Raw genomic sequence first — 22434 nt, 5'->3', positions numbered from 1 at the left:
CGGGCCCCACGAGGCGTGAACCGTGCGGGGCGCGGGACCGGCGAGGACCGTCGGCGCCGGCCCCGCCGGAGCGCGGCGCGGCCCACCGGCCCGGCCGGCCCGGGGCGCCGCCCGGCGCTCCCGCCGGCGCCCGGCGCGGCTCACCGCTCCCCGTCCGTCCGGACGGGCCGGCCGATCAGCATCGTCGGGGCCCCCGCGACCCGGGTGAGCAGCACCATCGCCGCGTGGGGGCCCTTGGGCCGCACCCTGCGCCGGACCTCTTCCGGTTCGACCGCGGAACCGCGCTTCTTCACCGTCAGGGTGCCGACCTCGCGCTCCCGCAGCAGTGCCTTCAGCCGCTTCAGGTTGAAGGGGAGTTCGTCGGTGATCTCGTACGCGGCGGCGTACGGGGTGGGGACGAGCGCGTCCGCCGTGACGTACGCGATCGTCCCGTCGATCAGGCCGCCGTCCAGCTCCTCGGCCACCTCGGCGACGAGGTGCGCGCGGATGACGGCGCCGTCCGGCTCGTACAGGTAGCGGCCGACCGGCCGGACCGCCGGGTCGGGCAGCCCGCGCCCGGTGAGGCCCGCGCCGGAGGGCAGCAGGGTGGCCCGGCGCGCGCCCGGCTCCGTACCGAACCAGAGGACGGCCTCCTTCACGTCCCCGCCGTCCGAGATCCACTCGGCCTCGGCCTCCGCGGGAACGGCCTCGTGCGGGATGCCCGGCGCCACCTTCAGGGCGGCGTGCGGGGCCTTCCGGGCCGCCTCGACGGCCCAGGACAGCGGCGGGGAGTACGCCTCCGGGGCGAAGATCCTGCCCCGGCCGCCGCGCCGCGCCGGGTCCACGAAGACGGCGTCGTACGGGCGCGTGTCGATCTCCGTCACGTCCGCGCACCGGACCTCGATCAGTCCGGACAGGCCGAGCGCCTCGGCGTTGGCGCGGACCGCCTCGGCGGTCAGCGGATCGCGGTCGACGGCGAGGACGGAGATCCCGGCGCGGGCGAGGGCGATCGCGTCGCCGCCGATCCCGGAGCACAGGTCCGCCACGCTGCCGACGCCCAGCGCCTTCATCCGGGCCGCCCGGTACGCCCCGACCGAGGCCCGGGTCGACTGCTCGACGCCGTTCGGCGTGAAGTACATCCGGAACGCGTCCTCCGCGCCGAACTTCGCCACCGCCCGCTGCCGCAGCCGTGCCTGGCCGAGCGCGGCCGTGACCAGCTCGACCGGGTGGTCACGGCGCAGCCGGGAGGCCACCGCCAGTTCCCGGGCGGGGTCGTGGTCGCGCAGGGCGGTGAGGAGCGCCTGCCCCTCGGGGGTGAACAGGGCGGCGAAGGAGGCGAGGTCGGTCACCGCCCCATTGTGGTCCCTGGAGGGCTGTGGGCCGGCCGGGGGACGGCGGGCGCGGTACGGCGGTGTCGCGGCCCGGCAGGGGTTCCCGCGCTGACAGGATGCGGCGCCATGCAGCTCGTACGACAAAAGGAAGAAAAGATGGCACAAGGGGTGCACCGCTCCCGCCGGACGTTCGGGGCGGCGCTCGTCGTCGCCGCCCTCGCCGCGACCGCCACGGCCTGCTCCGGAGCCGCCGCGCCGGACCGCGCCGCGCCGCCCGTCCCCGCCGCCGGCCAGCAGGCCCCGGAGCAGGAGGCCGGGCCCCGGGCCGCCCCCCGGTCGCGGGCCGAGGAGCTCCGCGCCCAGCGGGCCGCCCGGGTCCTCGCCGCCCGGAAGTGGGGCCTCGCGAAGCCCCCGCTCGAAGCGCCCGCCCCACCGGCCGTCAAGCCGGCGATCGGCACCCGCAAGGGCTTCGAGACGAAGAGCGACGGCATGCCGCCCGTCTTCACCACCGTGCCGACCAAGGAGAAGATCGTCTTCCTGACGATCGACGACGGCGCGGAGAAGGACCCCGAGCTGCTGCGGATGATGGACGAGCTCCGGCTGCCGTACAGCGCCTTCCTCAGCGACTACGTCATCAACGACGACTACGCGTACTTCTCCCGGATGCAGAAGTCCCAGAAGGGCGGGATCGCCCTCCACAACCACACCCTCCACCACCGCTACCTGCCCGGACTCTCGTACGAGGAGCAGAAGCGCGAGATCTGCGGCATGCAGGACGTCATCGGGAAGAAGTTCGGCAAGCGGCCCGAACTCTTCCGCCCGCCGTACGGCAACTACAACGACGACACGCTGCGCGCGGCCAAGTCCTGCGGCATCAGGGCGGTCCCGCTGTGGGCCGCCGAGGCGTTCCCCGACCATATGGAGTGGCGCGAGTGGGACCGGGACCTGCACCCCGGCGACATCGTGCTCACCCACTTCCGGGGCAAGGAGGACTGGGACGGCAGCATGGCAGACATGGTCCGCCGCGTGATGAACGTGATCACGGCCAAGGGGTACGCGGTGGCGAAGCTGGAGGACTACGTCTGAGACCGGCGGGGAGCGAGGGGGGCGGGGGACGGCCCGTACGGGAGGCGCGGGAGAACCCCGCCCGACCGCGTCCCCGGCCGCGCCCCGGGCCGTGCCCGACCGCGTCCCGACCCCGTCCCCGATCACGCCACGGAGCGATCAATTGGCACTCCGCTTGACCGAGTGCTAATCGCGGTCATAGTGTCAGCTCTGGCACTCCCCACCGGAGAGTGCCAACACAGCGACGGGCAGGTCCGGCACCCGCGACGACGGATCCACCTGGTTCGCCACCTCAGACAGTCAACCCCGTGATCTCCGAAGGGGGAGGTCGGATCGTGACGACCACCAGCTCCAAGGTTGCCATCAAGCCGCTCGAGGACCGCATCGTGGTCCAGCCGCTCGACGCCGAGCAGACCACCGCCTCTGGCCTGGTCATCCCGGACACCGCCAAGGAGAAGCCCCAGGAGGGCGTCGTCCTGGCCGTCGGCCCGGGCCGCTTCGAGAACGGCGAGCGCCTGCCGCTCGACGTCAAGACCGGCGATGTCGTGCTCTACAGCAAGTACGGCGGCACCGAGGTGAAGTACAACGGCGAGGAGTACCTCGTCCTCTCGGCCCGCGACGTGCTCGCGATCATCGAGAAGTAGTTCACCGAAGTACCGAAGTACCTGAAGCAGATGCTTTGAGCTGCGCCCCGAGGCCCCTTCCAGGCGCCCCGGGGCGCGGTTCGTTCCACCCGATTCCGAGAGGGCTGAACCGCTCCCATGGCGAAGATCCTGAAGTTCGACGAGGACGCCCGTCGCGCCCTTGAGCGCGGCGTCAACAAGCTTGCCGACACGGTGAAGGTGACGATCGGCCCCAAGGGCCGCAACGTCGTCATCGACAAGAAGTTCGGCGCCCCCACCATCACCAACGACGGTGTCACGATCGCCCGCGAGGTCGAGATCGAGGACCCGTACGAGAACCTCGGTGCCCAGCTCGTGAAGGAGGTGGCGACCAAGACCAACGACATCGCGGGTGACGGCACCACCACCGCCACCGTGCTCGCCCAGGCGCTCGTCCGCGAGGGCCTGCGCAACGTGGCCGCCGGCGCCTCCCCGGCCGCCCTGAAGAAGGGCATCGACGCCGCCGTCAAGGCCGTGTCCGAGGAGCTGCTCGCCACCGCGCGCCCGATCGACGACAAGTCCGACATCGCCGCCGTCGCCGCGCTCTCCGCGCAGGACCAGCAGGTCGGCGAGCTCATCGCCGAGGCGATGGACAAGGTCGGCAAGGACGGTGTCATCACCGTCGAGGAGTCCAACACCTTCGGCCTGGAGCTGGACTTCACCGAGGGCATGGCCTTCGACAAGGGCTACCTGTCCCCGTACATGGTGACCGACCAGGAGCGCATGGAGGCCGTCCTCGACGACCCCTACATCCTGATCCACCAGGGCAAGATCTCCTCGATCCAGGACCTGCTCCCGCTCCTGGAGAAGGTCATCCAGGCCGGCGCCAGCAAGCCGCTCCTGATCATCGCCGAGGACGTCGAGGGCGAGGCCCTGTCGACCCTGGTCGTGAACAAGATCCGCGGCACCTTCAACGCGGTGGCCGTCAAGGCCCCCGGCTTCGGCGACCGCCGCAAGGCGATGCTCGGCGACATGGCGACGCTGACCGGCGCCACCGTCATCGCCGAGGAGGTCGGCCTCAAGCTCGACCAGGCCGGCCTGGACGTGCTCGGCACCGCCCGCCGCGTCACGGTCACCAAGGACGACACCACCATCGTCGACGGTGGCGGCAACTCCGAGGACGTGCAGGGCCGCGTCAACCAGATCAAGGCCGAGATCGAGTCCACCGACTCCGACTGGGACCGCGAGAAGCTCCAGGAGCGCCTCGCGAAGCTGGCCGGCGGCGTGTGCGTGATCAAGGTCGGCGCCGCCACCGAGGTGGAGCTGAAGGAGAAGAAGCACCGTCTGGAGGACGCCATCTCCGCGACCCGCGCCGCGGTCGAGGAGGGCATCGTCTCCGGTGGCGGCTCCGCGCTCGTCCACGCCGTCAAGGTCCTGGAGGGCAACCTCGGCAAGACCGGCGACGAGGCCACGGGTGTCGCGGTCGTCCGCCGCGCCGCCGTCGAGCCGCTGCGCTGGATCGCCGAGAACGCCGGCCTGGAGGGCTACGTCATCACCTCCAAGGTGGCGGAGCTGGACAAGGGCCAGGGCTTCAACGCCGCGACCGGCGAGTACGGCGACCTGGTCAAGGCCGGCGTCATCGACCCGGTGAAGGTGACGCGCTCCGCCCTGGAGAACGCCGCCTCGATCGCCTCCCTCCTCCTCACCACCGAGACCCTCGTGGTGGAGAAGAAGGAAGAGGAGCCGGCGGACCACGGCCACGGCCACGGTCACGGCCACTCCCACTGAGGCGCGTAACTGACCACTGAGGCCCGGTGCCCCCGTCGCGGGGGCACCGGGCCTCGGCGTTCGCCTCCCCGCCGCGCCCGGCGCTGGCAGCATGGGGCCCATGGAGCGGGGGATCGAGGTCGACAACGGGGCGGGCGTCGTCGTCGTGGGCGACGGCAACACGGTCGGCTTCGGCACGGGTACGGCGGTCCGCTCGGCCTACCGGGAACAGGTCCGCCGGATCGCCCCGCCGGAACTCGTCGGCCGCGAGGAAGAGCTGGCGGAACTGGCGGAGTTCTGCCGCACCGGATCCGGCTACCGGTGGTGGCGGGCGGACGCCTGGGCCGGGAAGACGGCGCTGATGGCCTCGTTCGCCCTCGCCCCGCCCCCGGGCGTGCGGATCGTCCCCTTCTTCGTCACGGCCCGGCTCGGCGCCCAGAACGACGTGGCCGCGTACGTGGACGTGGTCCTGGAGCAGCTCGCGGAACTGGCCGGAGAGGGCCTCCCGGCCCTGCTGACCGCCGCCACCCGGGAGGCCCACCTGCTGCGCCTGTACGCCACCGCCGCCGGGGCCTGCGCGGCGCGCGGCGAGCGCCTGGTCCTCCTCGTGGACGGTCTTGACGAGGACCGGGGCGTGACGACGGGCCCGGACGCGCACTCGATCGCGGCGCTCCTGCCGTACGACCCGTCGGGCCTCCCCGTCATCGTCTCCGGCCGCCTCAACCCGCCGCTCCCGGCGGACGTCCCCGGGGACCACCCGCTCAGGGACCCGTCGACCGTCCGCCTCCTGGCCCCCTCCCCGGAGGCCCGCGCGATCCGGTCGGAGGCGGAACGGGAGCTGAAGTACCTCGTGGAGGGCGGCGGCGGCCTCCCGTACGAACTCCTCGGACTGCTCACGGCGGCGGGCGGCGGCCTGACGGCGGACGACCTGGCGGAGCTGACGGGCGAGGTCCCGTACCGGGTGCGGGACGTGCTGCGGACGGGGCCGGGACGGACGTTCGCGCTGCGGGGCGAGGCGTACCTGCTCGCGCACGAGGAACTGGTGGTCCAGGCACGGGAGATGCTGGGGACGCGCGAACTCGGCCGGTGGCGGGTTGCGTTGCGCGACTGGGCGGAGGGCTGGCGGGAACGGGGCTGGCCGCAGGACTCCCCGGCGTACCTGCTCCACGGCTGGTTCCCGATGCTGCGGGCCACCGGGGACCCGGACGCGATGGCGGAGTGCGCCCTCGACGCCGTACGGCACGACCGGCTGCTCGCCGAGACGGGCGGCGACGGGGTGGCGCTCGGGGAGATCGCGGCGGCGGGCGAGGCACTGCTCGAACGGGGGGACCGGCCCGCCCCGGTCGCCGCCCTGCTGCGGCTCGCCCTGCGGCGGGCGGCGTTGCGGGACCGGAACGGGCGGGTGCCGGCGGAGCTGCCCGTGGCGTGGGCGGAGGTGGGGGAGGCCGACCGGGGGCTGGCGCTCGCGCGGGGGCTCGAACCGGTGAGCCGCGTACCGGCGCTGTGCGAGGTCGCACGGCTCCTGCACGCGCGCGGCGAGGTCCGGCGGGCCCGCGCCCTGCTCGTCGAGGCCGACGCGTCGGCCCGTGCGATGCACGGCGTCACCGAGCGGCCCTCCGTCCTGCGGACCGTGGGGGACGCCTGGCTCGCGGTGGAGGAGGCGGACCGCGCGGAGGAGGTCGCGAGCGAACTGGGGGAGGTCCTGGGGAACCGCCTCCTGCTGGACGTGGTGGCGTTCCGCTGCCGGGCGGGCGAGTTCCGGCGCGCGCTGGACCTGCTGGACGGGCAGAGCCCCCTGGGCAAGGCGCGGACGGAGGCCCAGGGGCGTGCGATCGTCTGCGCCGCCCTGGCCGGGGCCGGACGCGAGGCCGAGGCGCTCGGCCTCGCCCGTTCCGCGCACGGCGCCGGACGCGCGCTCGCCCTGGTGCGGATCGCCGCCGAGGTGCGCGAGGGCGCGGACGCGCTGATCGACGAAGGACTGGGCACGCCCCCGGCGGAGGGGTGGGCACACACGGGCGGCCTCGTCGCCGAACTGATCGAGACCCTCGTCGTGGCCGGGGCCGCGGAGCGCGCCGAGGCCCTGGTCCCCGGGGGGAGGGTCCCGTTCGTCCGGGGCCTGGTGCGAACGGGCGCGTTCGACCGTGCCGAGGCGCTGATCGACCGGATGGCCTCGGTCACCGACCGGGACGACGCGCGGACGGCGCTGATCGAGGCCCGGGCGCGGGCCGGCGCCGTCGAGGGACTCGGGTCCTCCCTGGCCGGGCTGACCGTTCCGGCCCGCCGTTCCCGTGCGGTACGGGCCGTGGTCGGCGCCCTGGTCCGGGCGGGGCGCGTCGAGGAGGCCGAGGCGCTCGTGTCGCACGGGGGCACCCTGTCCGTCACCCGCCGGATCTGTCTCGCGCGGGCCCTGGCCGACGCCGGGCACCGCGAGCGGGCCGTCGCGCTCCTCGAGCGCGTCGAGGCGGCGAGCCGCGCGGCCCGGCGCGAGGAGGTCCCCTCCGTCCTGGCGGCCGTCGCGGAGGCACTCGCCCTCGCCGGACACGGCGAGCGCGCCCGGACCCTCACGGACGGCCTGAGGGCGTTCACGGACCGGGAGCCGGAGGTGCTCGCGGTCGTCCGCGCCCTGCTGGCCACGGGCCGCTTCGAGGAGGCCGAACTGCAGGTGCGGAGGGCCCCTCTCAGGCAGCGGGACCACCTGTACGACCTGCTCGCCCGCGCCCTGGGGGAGTCGGGGCCGAGCGGACCGCCGGGGCGCTCCGGGGCGGAGTGGGGCGAGAACCGGCCGATCACCGTCGAGGACGGGACGCACCGGCTGCTGCCCGCCCCCGAGGACGGGGTCGGCGTCGTGGAGACGGAGCGGCGTGCGGCGAACGCCCTCGCCCTGCACGGGCAGGGCCGCTTCGAGGAGGCCGCCCGGGAGCTGGCCCGTGCCGTGGCCGCCGTACGCGGGACCCTGCGGTACACGGCGGCCCCACTGCCCGCCGTCGTACGGGCGCAGGAGGCCCTGGGACGGACCGGGGAGGCCGCCGCCCTGCTCCGGGAGGCCGCCCTGTACGTGAAGTACCTGGACGGGGAGCGGGAGAGGTCCTTCCTCGCGGCGGCCCTGGTCGCCGCCGGGAGGTACGGCGAGGCCGTCGGCGTCGCGCGGACGCAGAGGTACGCCGCGGAGGACCTCACGGCCGTACAGCTCGACCTCGTCGGGTTCCTCGCCCGGGCCGGGCAGCACGAGCGGGCCGAGTGCCTCCTCGGCGAACTCGCGCGCCGCGGCCTCGCCCGCGCCCGGGCCTACGCCGACCTGGCCCTCACCCGCTCCGATCCCGTCCGCGCCCGTGAACTCACCGCCCTCGCCCTGCACACCGGCCCCTGGTACGAGGCGCTGCCCGCCGTCCTGCGGTACGAGCCCGGGGCCCTGCCGCTCGTCCTCGCCGAGGCCGACCGCCTACGCCGAGCGCTGGAGGTCTGACGCCCGCACCTCCTCCGCGAACGCCTCCCCCCGTACGTACCGCTCCACCTCCCCCACCGCCTGGTCCGCCATCCGGTGCAGCTCGTTGCCGAGCGAGCCGGCCACGTGCGGGGTGAGGAGGACGTTCGGAAGGGTGTAGAGGGGGGAGTCCGGCGGCGGCAGGTCCGGGTCCGTGACGTCGAGGACCGCGTGGAGACGGCCCGTGACGAGGTGGCGGAGGAGGGCCGGCTCGTCCACCAGGGAGCCCCGGGACGTGTTGATCAGGGTCGCCCCGTCCGGCATCGCCGCGAGCTGCGCCGCGCCGATCATGCGGTACGTGGACGGGAGCTGCGGCGCGTGGACCGAGACGACCGTGCTGCGGGCGCACAGCTCGTCCAGGCCCACGAGTTCCGTGCCCGGGGGCGGGACCTCGGCGTACGGGTCGTACAGCAGGACCTCGAAGTCGAAGGGGCGCAGGAGGTCGATCACCCGGCGGCCGATGCGGGAGGCCCCGACGACGCCGACCGTGCGGCGGTAGTTGCCCCAGGCCGAGGACTCGGCGAGCCAGTCGTGGCCGGCGCGGAGCCCGGCGTACCGCCGCGCCGAGCGCAGGACGCCCTTCCCGGCGAAGAGGATCGCGGCGAGCGTGTACTCCGCGACCGGCAGCGCGTTGGCGGCGGCGGCCGACGTGACCCGCAGGCCCCGCTCCCAGCAGGCGTCGGTGATGTGGTGCTTGACCGATCCGGCCGCGTGGACGACGGCCCGCAGGCGGGGCGCCCGGTCCAGGACCTCGGGGGTGAGCGGGGTCGCCCCCCAGCAGGTGAGCAGGAGTTCGGCCTCCGCGAGGGCGGCGGCGGTCCGCTCGTCCGGGGCGGTGAGGTCGTGGGCGACGAGGTGCGGATCGGTGCGGGTCAGGGCCGCGAGGCGGGTCCGGTGGGCCTCGGTGAGGAGGCGTTCGTCGACGCCCCGGCCCATCGCGAGGAGGAGGGAGGGGCGGTTGTCGGTGGCGGGGCGCATGGCGGGAGCTGCCTTCCTCACTTGACGCTGCCGGCGGTCAGGCCGGCCTTCCAGTGGCGCTGGAGGGAGACGAAGGCGATGACGAGGGGCAGGACGGCGAGCAGGGAACCGGTGACGACGAGGGGGTAGTAGTCGGGTTCGGCGTGGGCGTTGCTGTTCCACGCGTACAGGCCGAGGCTCAGCGGGTACAGCTTCTGGTCGGACAGCATCACCAGCGGGAGGAAGAAGTTGTTCCAGACCGCGGTGAACTGGAAGAGGAAGACGGTCACGAAGCCGGGCATGACCATCGGCAGACCGATCGACCAGAAGACGCGCAGCTCGCCCGCCCCGTCGATGCGGGCGGCCTCCAGGGCCTCGTCGGGGACGTAGCCGGCGCAGAAGACCCGGGAGAGGTAGACGCCGAAGGGGTTGACGAGGACGGGGAGCAGGACGGCCCAGTAGGTGTTGACGAGCCCGATCTCGCTGGCCAGGAGGTACATCGGCAGGGCGAGCGCGGTGGTGGGGACGAGCACGCCGAGGAGGACGAGGCCGAAGAGCTTCTCCTTGCCCCGGAAGGCGTAGACGTGGAAGGCGTATCCGGCGGCGACGCTGACGAGCGAGCAGGCGAGGGCGCCGAACCCGGCGTAGAGCAGGCTGTTCAGGTACCAGCGGAAGTAGACGCCGTCGTTGTACTCGGCCAGCCGGGAGAGGTTGCCGCCGAGGTCGAAGCCCTCGAAGGAGAAGGCGTTCCCGGCGAGGAGCCCGCCGGCGTCCTTGGTGGCGGCGGTCAGCAGCCAGACGAGCGGGAAGAGCATGTAGACGGTGGCGAGGGCGAGGGCGCCGTTGACGGCCGTCTTCGAGAGCCAGCGGTGGTCGCGGCGGGAGCCGTTCACGCGGCGCGCTCCTTCCGGGCCGCCCGGCGGCCGGTCAGACGCGTCACCGCGAAGGAGAGCAGCGCGGCCGTCAGGGCGAGGAGCACGGAGGCCGCCGCGGCGAGCCCGTAGTCGTTGCGGTCGAAGGCCGCGGTGTACGCGTACATGTTCGGCGTCCAGGTGGAGGTGACGGCGGAGCCGGTGCCCCTGTTGAGGATGAGCGGCTCGGTGAAGAGCTGGAGGGAGCCGATGACCGTGAAGAGGCCGACCATCGCCAGCGACGCCTTGACGAGCGGGACCTTGATGGAGAAGGCGGTCCGCCAGGCGCCCGCCCCGTCGACGGTGGCCGCTTCGAGGACGGAGCGGTCGATCGCCTGGAGGGCGGCGTAGAAGATCACCATGTTGTAGCCGAGCCACTCCCACAGGGCGATGTTGACGACGGAGGGGAGGGCGCCTCCGGGGGAGAAGAAGTCGAAGCCGACGCCGCCGGCCTCCATGGCCCGGACGACCGGACTGAGCTGGGGCGTGTAGAGGTACACCCAGATCAGGGCGGCGATGATGCCGGGGACGGCGTGCGGCAGGAAGAGCGCGAGCTGGAAGAAGCGGCGGGCGCGGGCGAGCGCCGAGTCCAGCAGGAGGGCGAGGCCGAGGGCCCCGGCGAGCAGCAGCGGGATGTAGAGCAGGCAGTAGCCGAGCAGGACGCCGAAGCCCTCGCGGAAGGCCCGGTCACCCAGCGCCGCCGCGTAGTTGTCGAGGCCGCTGAAGACGGTCTCGGAACCGCCGAAGCCCAGTCCGGACTGCTTCTCGGTGAAGAGGCTGAGCCGGACCGCGTATCCGATCGGCACCACCATCACCGCGGTGAAGAGCACGAAGAAGGGCGTCAGCAGGATCGTGGCGGCACGGGTGCGGGCCTTCACGCGGTCAGCCCTCGACCTTCAGGCCGCGCTTGGTCAGTTCGGCGACGGTGGCGTCGTGGCCGGCCTTGACGGCGTCGGCGAGGGACGGGCCGCCCGGGGCCGTCTTGCCGAACTGGTCCTTGATGGTGGTGTTGGTGGTGCCGGTGGTCGGGCCCCAGGCCCAGCCGGGGGTGATGGAGGCGCCGGCGGCCTCGAAGAGGGCGTAGATGTCCTGGCCGCCGTAGTAGCCGGCGTCGAACGCCTTCTTGGCGACGGGGCGGAGGACGGCCGCGGCGGGGAAGGCGGAGGAGGTGCCGGAGGCGATGCGGGCCCTGACGCCCTCCTCGGTGGTGGACATCCACTTGGCGAAGGTGACGGCCGCGGCCTTCTGCTTGCTGTTCTTGGTCACGGCGAAGGAGGTGCCGCCGAGCATGCCGCTGGCGGGCTTGCCGTCCCAGGTGGGGACGGGGGCGACGGCCCACTTGCCGGCCTGTTCGGGCAGGGTGCCCTTGAGGACGCCCGCGCCCCAGGAGGCGCCCAGGTAGCCGATGGTGGTGCCGTTCTTGAGCGAGCCGGTCCACTCGGGGGAGAACGAGGCGTTCTTGTGGACGAGCCCGTCGTCGAGGAGGCCCTGCCAGTAGGCGGTGACCTTGGCGGTGGCCGGGTCGGTGGTGTCCACCTTCCAGGTCTCGTTCTCGGCCTTGAACCACTGGGCCCCGGCCTGCCAGACCATGGCCTCGAAGGTGGTCGGGTCGTCCGGGAAGAAGGTGGCGATGCGGACCTTGGAGTCGGCCTTGCTGACCTGCTCGGCGGCCTTCCGGAACGCGTCCCAGGTGGCCGGGACCGGGACCTTGTACTTCTCGAAGAGGTCCTTGCGGTAGAAGAACGCCTGGGGGGCGGCGTCGAAGGGGACGGCCCAGTTCCTGCCGCCCAGGGTGGTGAGCTCGACGGCCTGGGAGAGGAACTTGGCGCGGTCGGTCTCGGTGAACTCGCCGCCGATGTCCTGGAGGGCGCCGGAGCTGACGAACTCGGGGAGCGAGGGGTACTCGACGGAGACGAGGTCGGGGGCGTTGCCCGCCTTCACGGCGTTGGAGATCTTGGCGTAGCCACCGGCGTTGCCGGAGGGGATCTCCTCGAACTTCACCTTGATGTCGGTGTGGGAGGCGTTGAAGGCGTCCACGACGTCCTTGGTGCCCTTGGCCCAGCCCCAGAAGGTGATGGTCACGGGCCCGTTCGGCTTGTCGGCGGCGTCGCCGCCGGCACCGCCGCAGGCCGTGAGGACGGCGAGGGCGGTGGCGGTGCCCGCGACGACGCGGGTCGTTCTGCTCCGGATGGGGGACACGGCACGGCTCCTGGGGGCGGGGCGGCTGGGAGGTTGTGGCCGTGATCCTGTGACCCTTCATGAACGAAGTCAAGAGCGAAAGATTGATTGATCGAAAAAAGATCAAAGTGGGGGTGGAGGCAGAGGGGACGGACGGGTGTGCGGCCGGGGGAGGGCGGAGGCGCGGCCGGGGCGGCGGACGCGCGGAGGGAGCGAGGAGGAGGCGGGCGGACGGAGCGGGCTCACGGGGTGCCGGGGACGGACCCCGGCGCCCCGCACGAGGCCCGTACCCGCAGCCGGGGCAGCAGGCTGAGGTGGCGCCGCGCCTCCGCCTCCCCCGTCTCCCCGGCGGCCCCCTCGGCGAGCCGCTCCAGCAGGAGTTCCGCCGCGTGCCGGCCGACCTGCCGCTTGGGCGGGGCGACCGCCGTCAGCGGGGTCTCGGCGAGCGCGGCGACCTCGTCGTCGTACGCGATCAGGGCCAGGTCCCCGGGCACCCGGACGCCCAGTTCGGCCAGGCGCCGCGTGATCTCGATGGCGTCCACGTCGTTGTGGACCAGGGCCGCGCTCGCCGGGCCGGACCGGACGGCCTCGTACAGCGCCCGCACCGCCCGCTCGAACCCCTCCGGGTCCTCCTCCGCCGGTACGGAGTCGATCACCGGGCGCGGCTCCGTCAGGCCCAGCGCGGCCAGCGCCCCGGCGTACCCGGCGCGCACCGCGAGCGCGGTCGGCGAGTCCCGGCGGGCGACGAGCAGCGGTGTCGCGCGGCCCAGGGCGAGCAGGTGCCGCAGGGCGAGCAGCACGCCGTGGCCGTGGTCGGAGACGACCCGGTCCAGGCCGTCCAGCGGGCTGCCGGGCTCGGCGCGCCGCTCCAGGAGCACCGTCGGCACGGGCAGCCCGGCCAGCCAGTCGCCGTACGCGAGCCGGTCCTCGGGGCCCCGCCAGCCGGGCGCGACCAGGACGCCCTCGGCGCCCGCCGCGAGCAGCCCCTCGGTGCGGGCGCGGTCCTCCTCGGGCCGGTAGTCCGAGACGCGCAGCACGAGCCGGGCCCCGGCGCGGGCCGCCGCCTCGTGCGCCCCCCGGACGACCTCGGCGAAGTAGTACGTGGCGGAGGGGGCGAGCAGGCCGATGACCGGGCCCTCGCCGGGCCGCCCGCCGCCCGGGGCGTCCCGCCGGGCCGGCCAGGACACCTGGCCGTGCACCCGGTCGAGCAGCCCCCGGCCGGCCAGGGCCTCGACGTCCCTGCGGGCGGTGACGGGGGAGACCCCGAGCCGTTCGGCCAGCTCGGAGACGCGGGCGGTGCCGCGCTCGCGCACCAGGGCCAGCAGTCGGTCGTGTCGTTCGGCGGCACTCTCGCGCACGGTGCGGATCCCCTCGTGGTGGTGGACCTCCGAGCTTAAGGCCAGAATGATCGAACGACAGGATTTTCGATCATTCGCTCCCCAACTCTTGACGCCCGATCGAAGTCTGTCGAGGATTCCCGGCGACGCCAGACCCGCCCCGGACCCCGAAACCGCCCACGGTCACCGGCACTCGTCGGCGGTCACCGGAAGCCGCCGGGTCCGCCCCGGAGCCGCCCGACCGCGGGGAGCCGGGGCCACGAGCCCCCGAGCCGCCGGAAAGCCACAGGGAGCACCATGCCCGCGCCGCCCGAGAACCGCGGGCTCAGCCCGTACACCGGCTGGACCCGCGCCCACTGGGAGGCCGCGGCCGACCGTCTCCTCCTGGACGTGCGCCCGTTCGCCTCGCCCCGGTACGGCCTCGTCGGCCTCCCCGGACCCCGCCCCAGCTGGTCGGGGGCCCGCTCGGACGGCCTGGAGGGCTGGGCCCGCACCTTCCTGCTCGCCGCCCTCCGCGTCGCGGGCGACGGCGGCGCCGACCCGCACGGCCATCTCGACCGGTACGCCGAGGGCCTCGCCGCAGGGACGGAGGAGCCCGGCCGGGAGGACGCCGAGTCCTGGCCGCTCCTGTCCGGCACCCGCCAGGCGGTCGTCGAGTCCGCCTCGGTCGCCCTCGGCCTCCGCCTCACCCGCCCCTGGCTCTGGGACCGGCTCGACGACCGCGTCCGCGAACGGGTCGCGGAGTGGCTGCTCCCCGCCCTCGGCCCGTCCCCCGTCGACAACAACTGGTGGCTCTTCGGCCTCACCGTCGCGGGCTTCCTCGGGGACGCCGGGATCGAGACCGACCGCGCCGCCGCCACGATCGACCGCTCCCTCGCCCGCGTCGAGGACTGGTACCTCGGCGACGGCTGGTACAGCGACGGCGACAACCGCGCCTTCGACCACTACAACGCCTGGGCCCTGCACTTCTACCCCGTGCTCCACGCCCACCTCGCCGGCGACCGCGCCCTCCTCGACCGGTACGGGCCCCGGCTCCGCGCCCATCTGGACGACTACGTCCACCTCTTCGACGCGAACGGCGCCCCCGCCCCGTACGGGCGTTCCCTGATCTACCGCTTCGCCGCCGCCGCCGCGCCCTGGCTCGGCACCCTCACCGGCCACACCCCGCTCACCCCCGGCGCCACCCGCCGCCTCGCCTCCGGCACCCTGCGGTACTTCCTCGACCGGGGCGCCACCGACGAGAACGGGCTCCTCACCCTCGGCTGGCACGGCCCGTACCCGCCGCTCGTCCAGGAGTACTCGGGCCCCGGCTCCCCCTACTGGGCGTCCAAGGGTTTCCTCGGCCTCCTCCTGCCCGCCGGCCACCCGGCCTGGACCGACCCCGAGGAACCCCTGCCCGCCGAACGCGCCGACACCGTCCGCGCCTTCGCCCCGGCCGGGCTGCTCGTCCAGACCACCGCGGCCGACGGGCTCGTACGCCTCCACAACCACGGCAGCAACCACGTGGGCAGCCGCGAGGGGGGCGAGGACGACCCCGGCTACGCCCGCCACGCCTACTCCACCCGCACGGGCCCCACCACCGGGACCACCCCGGCCGACAACCACTTCGCGCTGCTCGGCGCCCCCACCGGCTCCGCCGACCCCACCGGCCCCACTGACCCCACCGGCTCTGCCGACCCCACCGGCCCCGCGTCCGGCACCCGGGCCACCACCAGGGGGCCCGCCGTCCCCGCCGGCACCGGTCCCGGCTGGGCCGCCTCCCTGCACACCCCGCGCCCCGGCGTCCGGGTCCTCTCCGCGACCCTCGCCCACGGCCGCGCCGAACTCCGCGCCCACCTCGTCCTCGGTGCCCCGGAGGGGACACCCGTACGGCAGACCGGCTGGGCCGTCCCGCCCGGGGGGCCGAGCGCCCAGCTCCACCCGGTCCACGGCTACCCGTCCGGGGAACCGGCCGCCGCGCTCCCCACCGGGGAGACCCTTCAGGGTCCCGGCAGCCGCACCCTCGCCCTGTACGGCGTCACGCGCGGTCCGGCCGCCCTCTTCGCCGCCCTCGCCTCGCTCACCGCCGAACCCGGTCCGGAGCCCGTCGACCGCCTCGCACGCGTCCGGATCGACGGTCACACCCTCGACGTGACCTGGCGGGACGGCACCACCACGCGCCTGGACCTCGACACCCTGCTGTGAACGCCCGGCCCGATCCGTGCCCGCGCCCCGCGTCGGACCGCGCTTCGTGTCGGGCCGCCTTTCACGTCGACCCGCGCCTCACGTCGGCCCGTGCCTCACTTCGGCCCGTACTTGCGGCCCGCCTTCGAGGAGACCCCGCCCAGCAGACCGCGCGGCGCCAGCTTCACCACGCCCATCAGGGCCTTGTACCGGGGATCGGGGATCGACAGCGTCTTCCCCCGGTCCAGGTCCGCGAGCGCCGCCGACACCAGCTTGTCCGCGTCGAGCCACATCCAGCCCGGGATGTTGCCCGTGCCCATCCCGGCCCGCTCGTGGAACTCGGTCCGCACGAAGCCGGGGCAGAGCGCCATCAGCCGCACGCCGCTGCCCGCGAGGTCCCGCGCCGCGCCCTGGGTGAACTGCACGACCCACGCCTTCGAGGCCCCGTACGTGCCCCGGGGGACGAAGGCCGCCACCGAGGCGACGTTCACCACCCCGCCCCGGCCGCGCTCCTTCATCGAGGCGGCGGCGGCCGAGGTCAGCCGCAGCACCGCCTCGCAGTGCACGGTGAGCATCCTCAGCTCGTCGGCCATGGACACTTCCAGGAACCGGCCCTTGTTGCCGAAGCCGGCGTTGTTCACGAGCAGGTCCACCGACCGCCTCGGGTCCGAGAGCCGCGCCTCGACGGCGGCGATCCCCGCCTCCTCGGCGAGGTCCGCCGCGAGCACCTCGGCCTCGACGCCGTGCCGGTCGTGCAGCTCGGTCGCCTGCTCCCGGAGCCGCTTCACGTCCCGGGCCACGAGCACGACGTGGTGGCCGTCCGCCGCGAGTCTCCGTGCGAAGGCGGCCCCGATGCCCGCGGTGGCGCCCGTAATCAGTGCAGTCGTCATACGGGCACGGTAGTGCCCCGCCCGGCGGCTACGCGCGGGCGTGCTTCTCGGTGTACGCGCGGGCGAGGGCGAGCAGGCCCGACTCCATCCACGCGGCGGCGGCCAGCGTGCCGGGCAGCAGGGCGCGTTCGGAGGTCGCGGCCCGGTGGAGCAGCGCGACGGTGACCCCGTGGTCCGGCCGGTGCACGACCTCGATCGGGTCGCCCGCCCGCACCTCGCCCGGCGCGATCACCCGCAGCAGCGCGCCCGGCCCGGCCTCCGCCCGGGTGAACCGCTTGACCCAGCCCCTCTCCCCGAGGAAGCCCGCGAAGGTGCCGCACGGGATGCGGCCGCCGGTCACCTCCAGGACCACCTCCTCCCCGATCCGCCAGCGCTCGCCGATCAGGGCGCCGTTGACGTCGAGGCCGCGCGTGGTGAGGTTCTCGCCGAAGGAGCCGTTGGCCAGCCCGCGGCCCAGCTCCCGCTCCCACACGTCCAGGTCCTCGCGGGCGAAGGCGTACGCGGCCCGGTCGTCGCCGCCGTGGAAGCGCAGGTCGCAGACGGCGTCCCCGGCGACCCCGCTCGCCCCGGCGCCGGACGCGCCGGGCGCCTCGATCCGCACGGGACCCTCGACGGGGCGCTTGTCGATGCCCGTGAGGCCGGAGGGGGCGCCGGTGTAGTCCACGGCCCGGGCGCGGCCCACGTTCACGCTCAGCAAGGTCATGCGGGCACCTTAAGGGGATCCGCCTCAAAGCCGCTCGGCATTATCGGAGGGCTTTCCCAAGCGTCCCTTATGCTGGAGCCCATGATCGAGGCCCGCCACCTCCGTGTCCTGCGCGCCGTCGCCGCCACCGGCTCCTTCTCGGCCGCCGCGCGTGAACTCGGCTGCACCCAGCCCGCCGTCAGCCAGCAGATGAAGGCGCTCGAAGCCTCCGCCGGAACGCCGCTGCTCGTCCGCACGGGACGCGAGATGCGCCTCACCCAGGCCGGCGAGGTCCTGGTGCGCCACGCCTCCGGCATCCTCGCCGGGCTCACCGCCGCCGAGGAGGAGGTCGCCGCCATCGCCGGGCTGCGCGCCGGCCGGGTCCGCCTGGTGTCCTTCCCCAGCGGCAGCTCCACCCTCGTCCCCACCGCCCTGGCCGCCCTGCGGGCCGCGCACCCCGGCACCCGGGTCTCCCTGGTCGAGGCCGAACCGCCGCGCTCGATCGAGATGCTCCGCGAGGGCGACTGCGACATCGCCCTCGCCTTCCGCTACGGGGCCGGGCGGGCCGAGTGGGACGACCTCGTGGTCCGCCCGCTCCTCGCCGACCGGCTCGTGGGCCTGGTCCCCGAGGGGCACCGGCTCGCCGGGACCGGTCCGGTGGGCATCGCGGAGCTGGCGGACGAGTCCTGGATCGCGGGCTGTCCGCGCTGCCGCCGCCAGCTCGTGGACGTCTGCGAGGAGGCGGGCTTCACCCCCCGCATCGACTTCGCCACCGACGACTACCCGGCTGTCGTGGGCCTGGTGGGCGCGGGCCTGGGCGTGGCCGTCCTGCCGGAGCTGGCCATCGAGTCCGTACGGCCCAAGGGGGCGCGGACCGTGACCGTGGAACCCGCGGTGGAGCGGGAGATCGTGGCCCTGACCCTGCCGGACCTCGCACAGGTCCCGGCGGTCGCCGCCACGCTGGACGAACTCGCCCGCGCCGCCGCGCGCGCGTAGGCGCCGGCCGGCGCCCTCGCGCGGGCCCGTCACGGGCCGTGCGGGCCGTGCGGTGGGGTCGTACGGGTGAAGAAACGTTCCTTCACAGGGGTGCGGACGTGGCGGCGGTGGACGCCGACGTCGGCGCCGTCGTGATCAGGCGGTTGCGGGCGCGTCCCATGAGCTCCTCGCGTTCGTCCTCGGTGAGGCCGCCCCAGACGCCGTAGGGCTCCCGCACGGCGAGCGCGTGGGCCGCGCACTCCGCGCGCACCGGGCACCGCATGCAGACCTCTTTAGCCGAGTTCTCACGCGCGCTCCGCGCCGCGCCGCGCTCTCCCTCCGGGTGGAAGAACAGGGAGCTGTCGACCCCGCGGCAGGCCGCGAGCAGCTGCCAGTCCCACAGATCGGCGTTGGGTCCGGGAAGGCGGGAGAAATCTGCCATTGCGCTTGTCCCCTTGAAACCGTGTCGAACGGATAGGCGGGCGGGTGGATGGCCGCCGGCCGGGGCTCCTCCGGTCCCCGACAGGTCGGGTCGTAACACCTACTGTCTAAGTAGATGTAAATATGACTCATTGCGAATCTAGCCTCAGACACCGCGAAAAGGGAAGAAATCCCGCTAAATGGTGCATAGCCTTTGATCTCGCGACGGAAGGGTCGCGTCGCGCTTCTCCGCGCACGGCCCCTCACGTAGAGTGCCGAAGCCTGCCGTCCGGCCCGTAACTCTTTCGGGTGACCGTCGTTGAGAGTGCGGAGGCGGTTGGAGGAACAAGCGATCGGGCAGGTGTCCGAGAGCGTCGACCGCACAGGTGACGATACGTACAGCCCTGGAGGCTCAAGGTGACGCGCAACAGCTGCGAGAGCCGCGGAGGTCACGCATGACATCCGTCCTCGTCTGCGACGACTCCCCGCTTGCCCGAGAGGCGCTTCGCCGCGCGGTCGCGACCGTGCCCGGCGTCGAGCGCGTGACCACCGCCGCCAACGGCGAGGAAGTCCTCCGCCGCTGGGGAGCGGACCGCTCGGACCTCATTCTGATGGACGTGCGCATGCCCGGCCTGGGCGGCGTGGAAACCGTCCGCCGGCTGCTCTCGGCCGACCCCGGCGCCCGCATCATCATGCTGACGGTCGCCGAGGACCTCGACGGCGTCGCGCTCGCGGTCGCCGCGGGTGCCCGCGGTTACCTGCACAAGGACGCCTCGCGCGCCGAACTGCGGGCCACGGTCACCCAGGCGCTCGCGGACCCGACCTGGCGGCTCGCCCCGCGCCGGCTCCGCTCGGCCGAGATGGGCGCCGCGCCCACGCTCACCGCGCGCGAGATCCAGGTCCTCGAAGGCATGAGCCACGGCCGGTCCAACGCGGAGATCGGGCGCGAGCTCTTCCTCTCCGAGGACACGGTCAAGACCCACGCCCGGCGCCTCTTCAAGAAGCTGGGCGCCTCGGACCGCGCCCACGCCGTCGCCCTCGGCTTCCGCTGGGGCCTGGTGCGCTGAACCGCAGGTCACCCGCCGCATCCCCGTCCTCGCCCGCGCCCGTCGCGGGACGGACGGGGTGGGCTTGTGTCACTTCCCCGCCGGATGACGCATCCTTGAGATGTGGAGTTCCTCGGGGACGAGTCGATCGAGCGGGAGGGGAGGGCGCGGGAGATGAGTTCCGGCGTACCCGCTCATAACGCTTCGGTGCACAACTACGGACGCGGTGCCACGAACGCGGAAGCGTCGGGGCACCATGGAGCGATGCGCGACGACGAGACCGCGGGGTCCCCCCTGCCTGCCGGGCGGGGAGAGATCGGCGCGCTCGTCCACCGCGCGGTCGACGGCGACGCGCAGGCCACGCACGACCTGCTCGCACGCGTGCATCCGCTCGCCCTGCGGTACTGCCGCACCCGTCTCAGCCGGCTTCCGGGCGACGCCCGCCACTTCGTGGAGGACCTGGCCCAGGAGGTCTGCGTCGCCGTCCTGATGGCGCTGCCGCGCTACAAGGACACCGGCAGGCCCTTCGAGGCGTTCGTCTTCGCCATCGCCGGGCACAAGGTCGCCGACCTCCAGCGGGCCGCCATGCGGCACCCCGGGTCCACGGCCGTGCCCTCCGACGAGATGCCCGAGCGCCCCGACGACTCCCTCGGTCCCGAAGAGCGCGCGCTGCTCAGCGACGACGCCGAATGGGCCAAGAAGCTGCTCGCCAACCTCCCGGAGAACCAGCGCGAGCTCCTCGTGCTCCGGGTCGCCGTCGGGCTCACCGCCGAGGAGACCGGACAGATGCTCGGCATGTCACCCGGCGCCGTCCGGGTCGCCCAGCACCGCGCCCTCAGCCGTCTGCGCGCGCTGGCGGAGCAGTGATCCCGTCCCTTCCCCGCGCGGATGTACGAAGGTCCGAAGTTCGCGGCTGATCTTGATCGTGGAATGAGACACCGCTCCGGCCCGTTAGCATGGACATCCGCACCGATCAAGGCCATTTGGGGAAGGTGTCATGACTGCCAACGTCGACGGAGTGCCCGAGAAATTCGCGACACTCGGGCTGACCTACGACGACGTGCTGCTGCTGCCGGGGGCCTCCGAGGTGCTCCCCAACGCGGTCGACACCTCGTCCCGCATCTCCCGCAACGTCCGGGTGAACATCCCGCTGCTCTCCGCGGCGATGGACAAGGTCACCGAGTCCCGCATGGCGATCGCGATGGCCCGTCTGGGCGGCGTCGGCGTGCTGCACCGGAACCTCTCGGTGGAGGACCAGGTCAACCAGGTCGACCTGGTCAAGCGCTCCGAGTCCGGCATGGTCACCGACCCCATCACGGTGCACCCGGAGGCGACGCTCGCCGAGGCGGACGCCCTGTGCGCCAAGTTCCGCATCAGCGGCGTCCCCGTCACCGACCCGGCGGGCAAGCTCCTCGGCATCGTGACCAACCGCGACATGGCCTTCGAGAGCGACCGCACCCGTCAGGTCCGCGAGGTCATGACGCCGATGCCGCTGGTCACCGGCCAGGTCGGCATCTCCGGCGTGGACGCCATGGAGCTGCTGCGCCGGCACAAGATCGAGAAGCTGCCCCTGGTGGACGACCGGGGCGTGCTCAAGGGCCTCATCACCGTCAAGGACTTCGTCAAGGCGGAGAAGTACCCGCACGCCGCCAAGGACGCCGAGGGCCGTCTGCTCGTCGGCGCCGCCGTGGGCGCCAGCCCCGAGGCCCTGGACCGCGCCCAGGCGCTCGCCGGCGCCGGGGTGGACTTCCTGGTGGTGGACACCTCGCACGGCCACAGCGGCAACGCCCTGAGCTGGATGGCGAAGATCAAGTCGAGCGTGGGCATCGACGTGATCGGCGGCAACGTCGCCACCCGTGACGGCGCGCAGGCCCTGATCGACGCCGGTGTCGACGGCATCAAGGTCGGCGTGGGCCCCGGCTCGATCTGCACCACCCGCGTGGTCGCCGGCATCGGCGTCCCGCAGGTCACCGCCATCTACGAGGCGTCCCTCGCGGCCCGTCCCGCCGGCATCCCGCTGATCGGCGACGGCGGCCTGCAGTACTCGGGCGACATCGGCAAGGCGCTGGCCGCCGGCGCCGACACCGTGATGCTCGGCAGCCTCCTCGCGGGCTGCGAGGAGTCGCCCGGCGAGCTGCTCTTCATCAACGGCAAGCAGTTCAAGTCGTACCGCGGCATGGGCTCGCTCGGCGCCATGCAGTCCCGCGGCCAGGGCCGGTCGTACTCGAAGGACCGTTACTTCCAGGCCGAGGTCGCCTCCGACGACAAGCTCGTGCCCGAGGGCATCGAGGGTCAGGTGCCCTACCGGGGCCCGCTGGCCAACGTGCTGCACCAGCTCGTCGGCGGCCTGCGCCAGACGATGGGCTACGTCGGCGCCGCCACCATCGCGGAGATGGAGAGCAAGGGCCGTTTCGTCCGGATCACCTCGGCGGGCCTCAAGGAGAGCCACCCGCACGACATCCAGATGACGGTCGAGGCACCGAACTACAGCAAGAAGTAGCGCCCGCGTGAGTGGGGGGGGGGGGGGGGGGGGGGGGGGGGCGCCCCCCCCCCCCCCCGGGGGGGGGGGGGGGGGGGGGGGGGGGGGGGGGGGGGGGGGGACGTGGTCAAGACCGGCTCCTGGGGTGTGCCGCTCGGGTGAGCAGTCGTG

Annotated in this window: 18 protein-coding genes; 9 read left to right on the top strand and 9 right to left on the bottom strand. The window is 73.8% G+C overall.

All coding sequences use genetic code 11. From position 1 onward, the window contains the following. Positions 1-140: 140 nt before the first annotated feature. On the bottom strand, positions 141-1328 hold the full coding sequence (locus tag ACFYZY_RS00090; RefSeq protein WP_388687867.1) for an SAM-dependent methyltransferase: 1188 nt from the start codon (positions 1326-1328) through the stop codon (positions 141-143). A gap of 138 nt (positions 1329-1466) precedes the next feature. On the opposite strand from ACFYZY_RS00090, the gene ACFYZY_RS00085 reads away from it, so the two are divergent. The 4 genes from ACFYZY_RS00085 (at position 1467) to ACFYZY_RS00070 (ending at position 8207) form a co-directional block, all read left to right on the top strand. Beyond that, positions 1467-2396 (top strand): polysaccharide deacetylase family protein, encoded by a 930-nt coding sequence (locus ACFYZY_RS00085; RefSeq protein ID WP_388687865.1) that lies wholly within the window; start codon positions 1467-1469, stop codon positions 2394-2396. 314 nt (positions 2397-2710) lie between these two features. Then, the gene (gene groES, locus ACFYZY_RS00080) at positions 2711-3019 is read left to right on the top strand and encodes a co-chaperone GroES (RefSeq protein WP_190121666.1); all 309 of its coding nucleotides are present in this window, start codon (positions 2711-2713) and stop codon (positions 3017-3019) included. A 117-nt stretch (positions 3020-3136) separates the two neighbouring features. Further along, a complete protein-coding gene (gene groL / locus ACFYZY_RS00075; protein ID WP_388687863.1) occupies positions 3137-4765 on the top strand; it encodes a chaperonin GroEL in 1629 nt (542 codons plus the stop codon). 100 nt (positions 4766-4865) lie between these two features. After that, complete coding sequence (locus tag ACFYZY_RS00070; RefSeq protein WP_388687861.1) at positions 4866-8207, top strand: hypothetical protein; 3342 nt, start codon at positions 4866-4868, stop codon at positions 8205-8207. Here the strand turns inward: ACFYZY_RS00070 and ACFYZY_RS00065 are convergent. From ACFYZY_RS00065 to ACFYZY_RS00045, 5 genes are all read right to left on the bottom strand, one after another. Beyond that, positions 8184-9203 carry a hydroxyacid dehydrogenase gene (locus ACFYZY_RS00065; protein ID WP_388687858.1) on the bottom strand — a complete coding sequence of 340 codons (1020 nt, stop codon included), beginning with the start codon at positions 9201-9203 and terminating at the stop codon, positions 8184-8186. The two genes, ACFYZY_RS00070 and ACFYZY_RS00065, sit on opposite strands and share 24 nt — an antisense overlap. A 17-nt stretch (positions 9204-9220) precedes the next feature. Further along, positions 9221-10075 (bottom strand): carbohydrate ABC transporter permease, encoded by an 855-nt coding sequence (locus ACFYZY_RS00060; protein ID WP_388687856.1) that lies wholly within the window; start codon positions 10073-10075, stop codon positions 9221-9223. Beyond that, the gene (locus tag ACFYZY_RS00055; RefSeq protein ID WP_388687853.1) at positions 10072-10971 is read right to left on the bottom strand and encodes a carbohydrate ABC transporter permease; all 900 of its coding nucleotides are present in this window, start codon (positions 10969-10971) and stop codon (positions 10072-10074) included. Before ACFYZY_RS00055 ends, ACFYZY_RS00060 begins: the two co-directional genes overlap by 4 nt. A 4-nt stretch (positions 10972-10975) precedes the next feature. Beyond that, the gene (locus ACFYZY_RS00050; RefSeq protein ID WP_388687850.1) at positions 10976-12292 is read right to left on the bottom strand and encodes an ABC transporter substrate-binding protein; all 1317 of its coding nucleotides are present in this window, start codon (positions 12290-12292) and stop codon (positions 10976-10978) included. Between the two features lie 221 nt (positions 12293-12513). Beyond that, positions 12514-13629 (bottom strand): substrate-binding domain-containing protein, encoded by a 1116-nt coding sequence (locus ACFYZY_RS00045; protein WP_388687848.1) that lies wholly within the window; start codon positions 13627-13629, stop codon positions 12514-12516. Between the two features lie 276 nt (positions 13630-13905). Between ACFYZY_RS00045 and ACFYZY_RS00040 the strand changes: the two genes are divergently transcribed. Then, complete coding sequence (locus ACFYZY_RS00040) at positions 13906-15792, top strand: DUF2264 domain-containing protein (RefSeq protein ID WP_388687845.1); 1887 nt, start codon at positions 13906-13908, stop codon at positions 15790-15792. A gap of 95 nt (positions 15793-15887) precedes the next feature. On the opposite strand, the gene ACFYZY_RS00035 is transcribed toward ACFYZY_RS00040, so the two are convergent. Both ACFYZY_RS00035 and ACFYZY_RS00030 read right to left on the bottom strand, forming a co-directional pair. Beyond that, positions 15888-16661, bottom strand: a complete 774-nt coding sequence (locus ACFYZY_RS00035; RefSeq protein WP_388687842.1) for an SDR family NAD(P)-dependent oxidoreductase — start codon at positions 16659-16661, stop codon at positions 15888-15890. A gap of 28 nt (positions 16662-16689) precedes the next feature. Further along, positions 16690-17364 (bottom strand): MOSC domain-containing protein, encoded by a 675-nt coding sequence (locus ACFYZY_RS00030; RefSeq protein WP_388687840.1) that lies wholly within the window; start codon positions 17362-17364, stop codon positions 16690-16692. An 81-nt stretch (positions 17365-17445) separates the two neighbouring features. Here ACFYZY_RS00030 and ACFYZY_RS00025 point away from each other — a divergent pair, with 81 nt between their 5' ends. After that, on the top strand, positions 17446-18339 hold the full coding sequence (locus ACFYZY_RS00025; protein ID WP_388687837.1) for a LysR family transcriptional regulator: 894 nt from the start codon (positions 17446-17448) through the stop codon (positions 18337-18339). A gap of 82 nt (positions 18340-18421) precedes the next feature. On the opposite strand, the gene ACFYZY_RS00020 is transcribed toward ACFYZY_RS00025, so the two are convergent. After that, positions 18422-18760 carry a WhiB family transcriptional regulator gene (locus tag ACFYZY_RS00020; protein WP_388687834.1) on the bottom strand — a complete coding sequence of 113 codons (339 nt, stop codon included), beginning with the start codon at positions 18758-18760 and terminating at the stop codon, positions 18422-18424. Positions 18761-19193: 433 nt separating this feature from the next. Between ACFYZY_RS00020 and ACFYZY_RS00015 the strand changes: the two genes are divergently transcribed. The 3 genes from ACFYZY_RS00015 to guaB all read left to right on the top strand — a co-directional run bounded on the left by ACFYZY_RS00015 (position 19194) and on the right by guaB (position 22284). After that, on the top strand, positions 19194-19805 hold the full coding sequence (locus tag ACFYZY_RS00015) for a response regulator transcription factor (RefSeq protein ID WP_003948568.1): 612 nt from the start codon (positions 19194-19196) through the stop codon (positions 19803-19805). Between the two features lie 243 nt (positions 19806-20048). Next, a complete protein-coding gene (locus ACFYZY_RS00010; protein WP_388687832.1) occupies positions 20049-20651 on the top strand; it encodes a sigma-70 family RNA polymerase sigma factor in 603 nt (200 codons plus the stop codon). Between the two features lie 130 nt (positions 20652-20781). Then, positions 20782-22284 carry an IMP dehydrogenase gene (guaB, locus tag ACFYZY_RS00005; RefSeq protein ID WP_388687829.1) on the top strand — a complete coding sequence of 501 codons (1503 nt, stop codon included), beginning with the start codon at positions 20782-20784 and terminating at the stop codon, positions 22282-22284. The last annotated feature ends 150 nt before the right edge of the window (positions 22285-22434 follow it).

Source organism: Streptomyces sp. NPDC001744 (genome assembly GCF_042892575.1).
Taxonomy (GTDB): Bacteria; Actinomycetota; Actinomycetes; order Streptomycetales; family Streptomycetaceae; genus Streptomyces.
This window is presented reverse-complemented; position numbering and strand designations above follow the sequence as displayed.

Excerpts from the sequence above, each read along its gene's own strand:
- ACFYZY_RS00085 (WP_388687865.1), top strand. The coding sequence starts at position 1,467 with ATGGCACAAGGGGTGCACCGCTCCCGCCGGACGTTCGGGGCGGCGCTC.
- groL (WP_388687863.1), top strand. The coding sequence starts at position 3,137 with ATGGCGAAGATCCTGAAGTTCGACGAGGACGCCCGTCGCGCCCTTGAG.
- ACFYZY_RS00070 (WP_388687861.1), top strand. The coding sequence starts at position 4,866 with ATGGAGCGGGGGATCGAGGTCGACAACGGGGCGGGCGTCGTCGTCGTG.
- ACFYZY_RS00065 (WP_388687858.1), bottom strand. The coding sequence starts at position 9,203 with ATGCGCCCCGCCACCGACAACCGCCCCTCCCTCCTCCTCGCGATGGGC.
- ACFYZY_RS00040 (WP_388687845.1), top strand. The coding sequence starts at position 13,906 with ATGCCCGCGCCGCCCGAGAACCGCGGGCTCAGCCCGTACACCGGCTGG.
- ACFYZY_RS00035 (WP_388687842.1), bottom strand. The coding sequence starts at position 16,661 with ATGACGACTGCACTGATTACGGGCGCCACCGCGGGCATCGGGGCCGCC.
- ACFYZY_RS00030 (WP_388687840.1), bottom strand. The coding sequence starts at position 17,364 with ATGACCTTGCTGAGCGTGAACGTGGGCCGCGCCCGGGCCGTGGACTAC.
- ACFYZY_RS00025 (WP_388687837.1), top strand. The coding sequence starts at position 17,446 with ATGATCGAGGCCCGCCACCTCCGTGTCCTGCGCGCCGTCGCCGCCACC.
- ACFYZY_RS00020 (WP_388687834.1), bottom strand. The coding sequence starts at position 18,760 with ATGGCAGATTTCTCCCGCCTTCCCGGACCCAACGCCGATCTGTGGGAC.
- ACFYZY_RS00015 (WP_003948568.1), top strand. The coding sequence starts at position 19,194 with ATGACATCCGTCCTCGTCTGCGACGACTCCCCGCTTGCCCGAGAGGCG.
- ACFYZY_RS00010 (WP_388687832.1), top strand. The coding sequence starts at position 20,049 with ATGCGCGACGACGAGACCGCGGGGTCCCCCCTGCCTGCCGGGCGGGGA.
- guaB (WP_388687829.1), top strand. The coding sequence starts at position 20,782 with ATGACTGCCAACGTCGACGGAGTGCCCGAGAAATTCGCGACACTCGGG.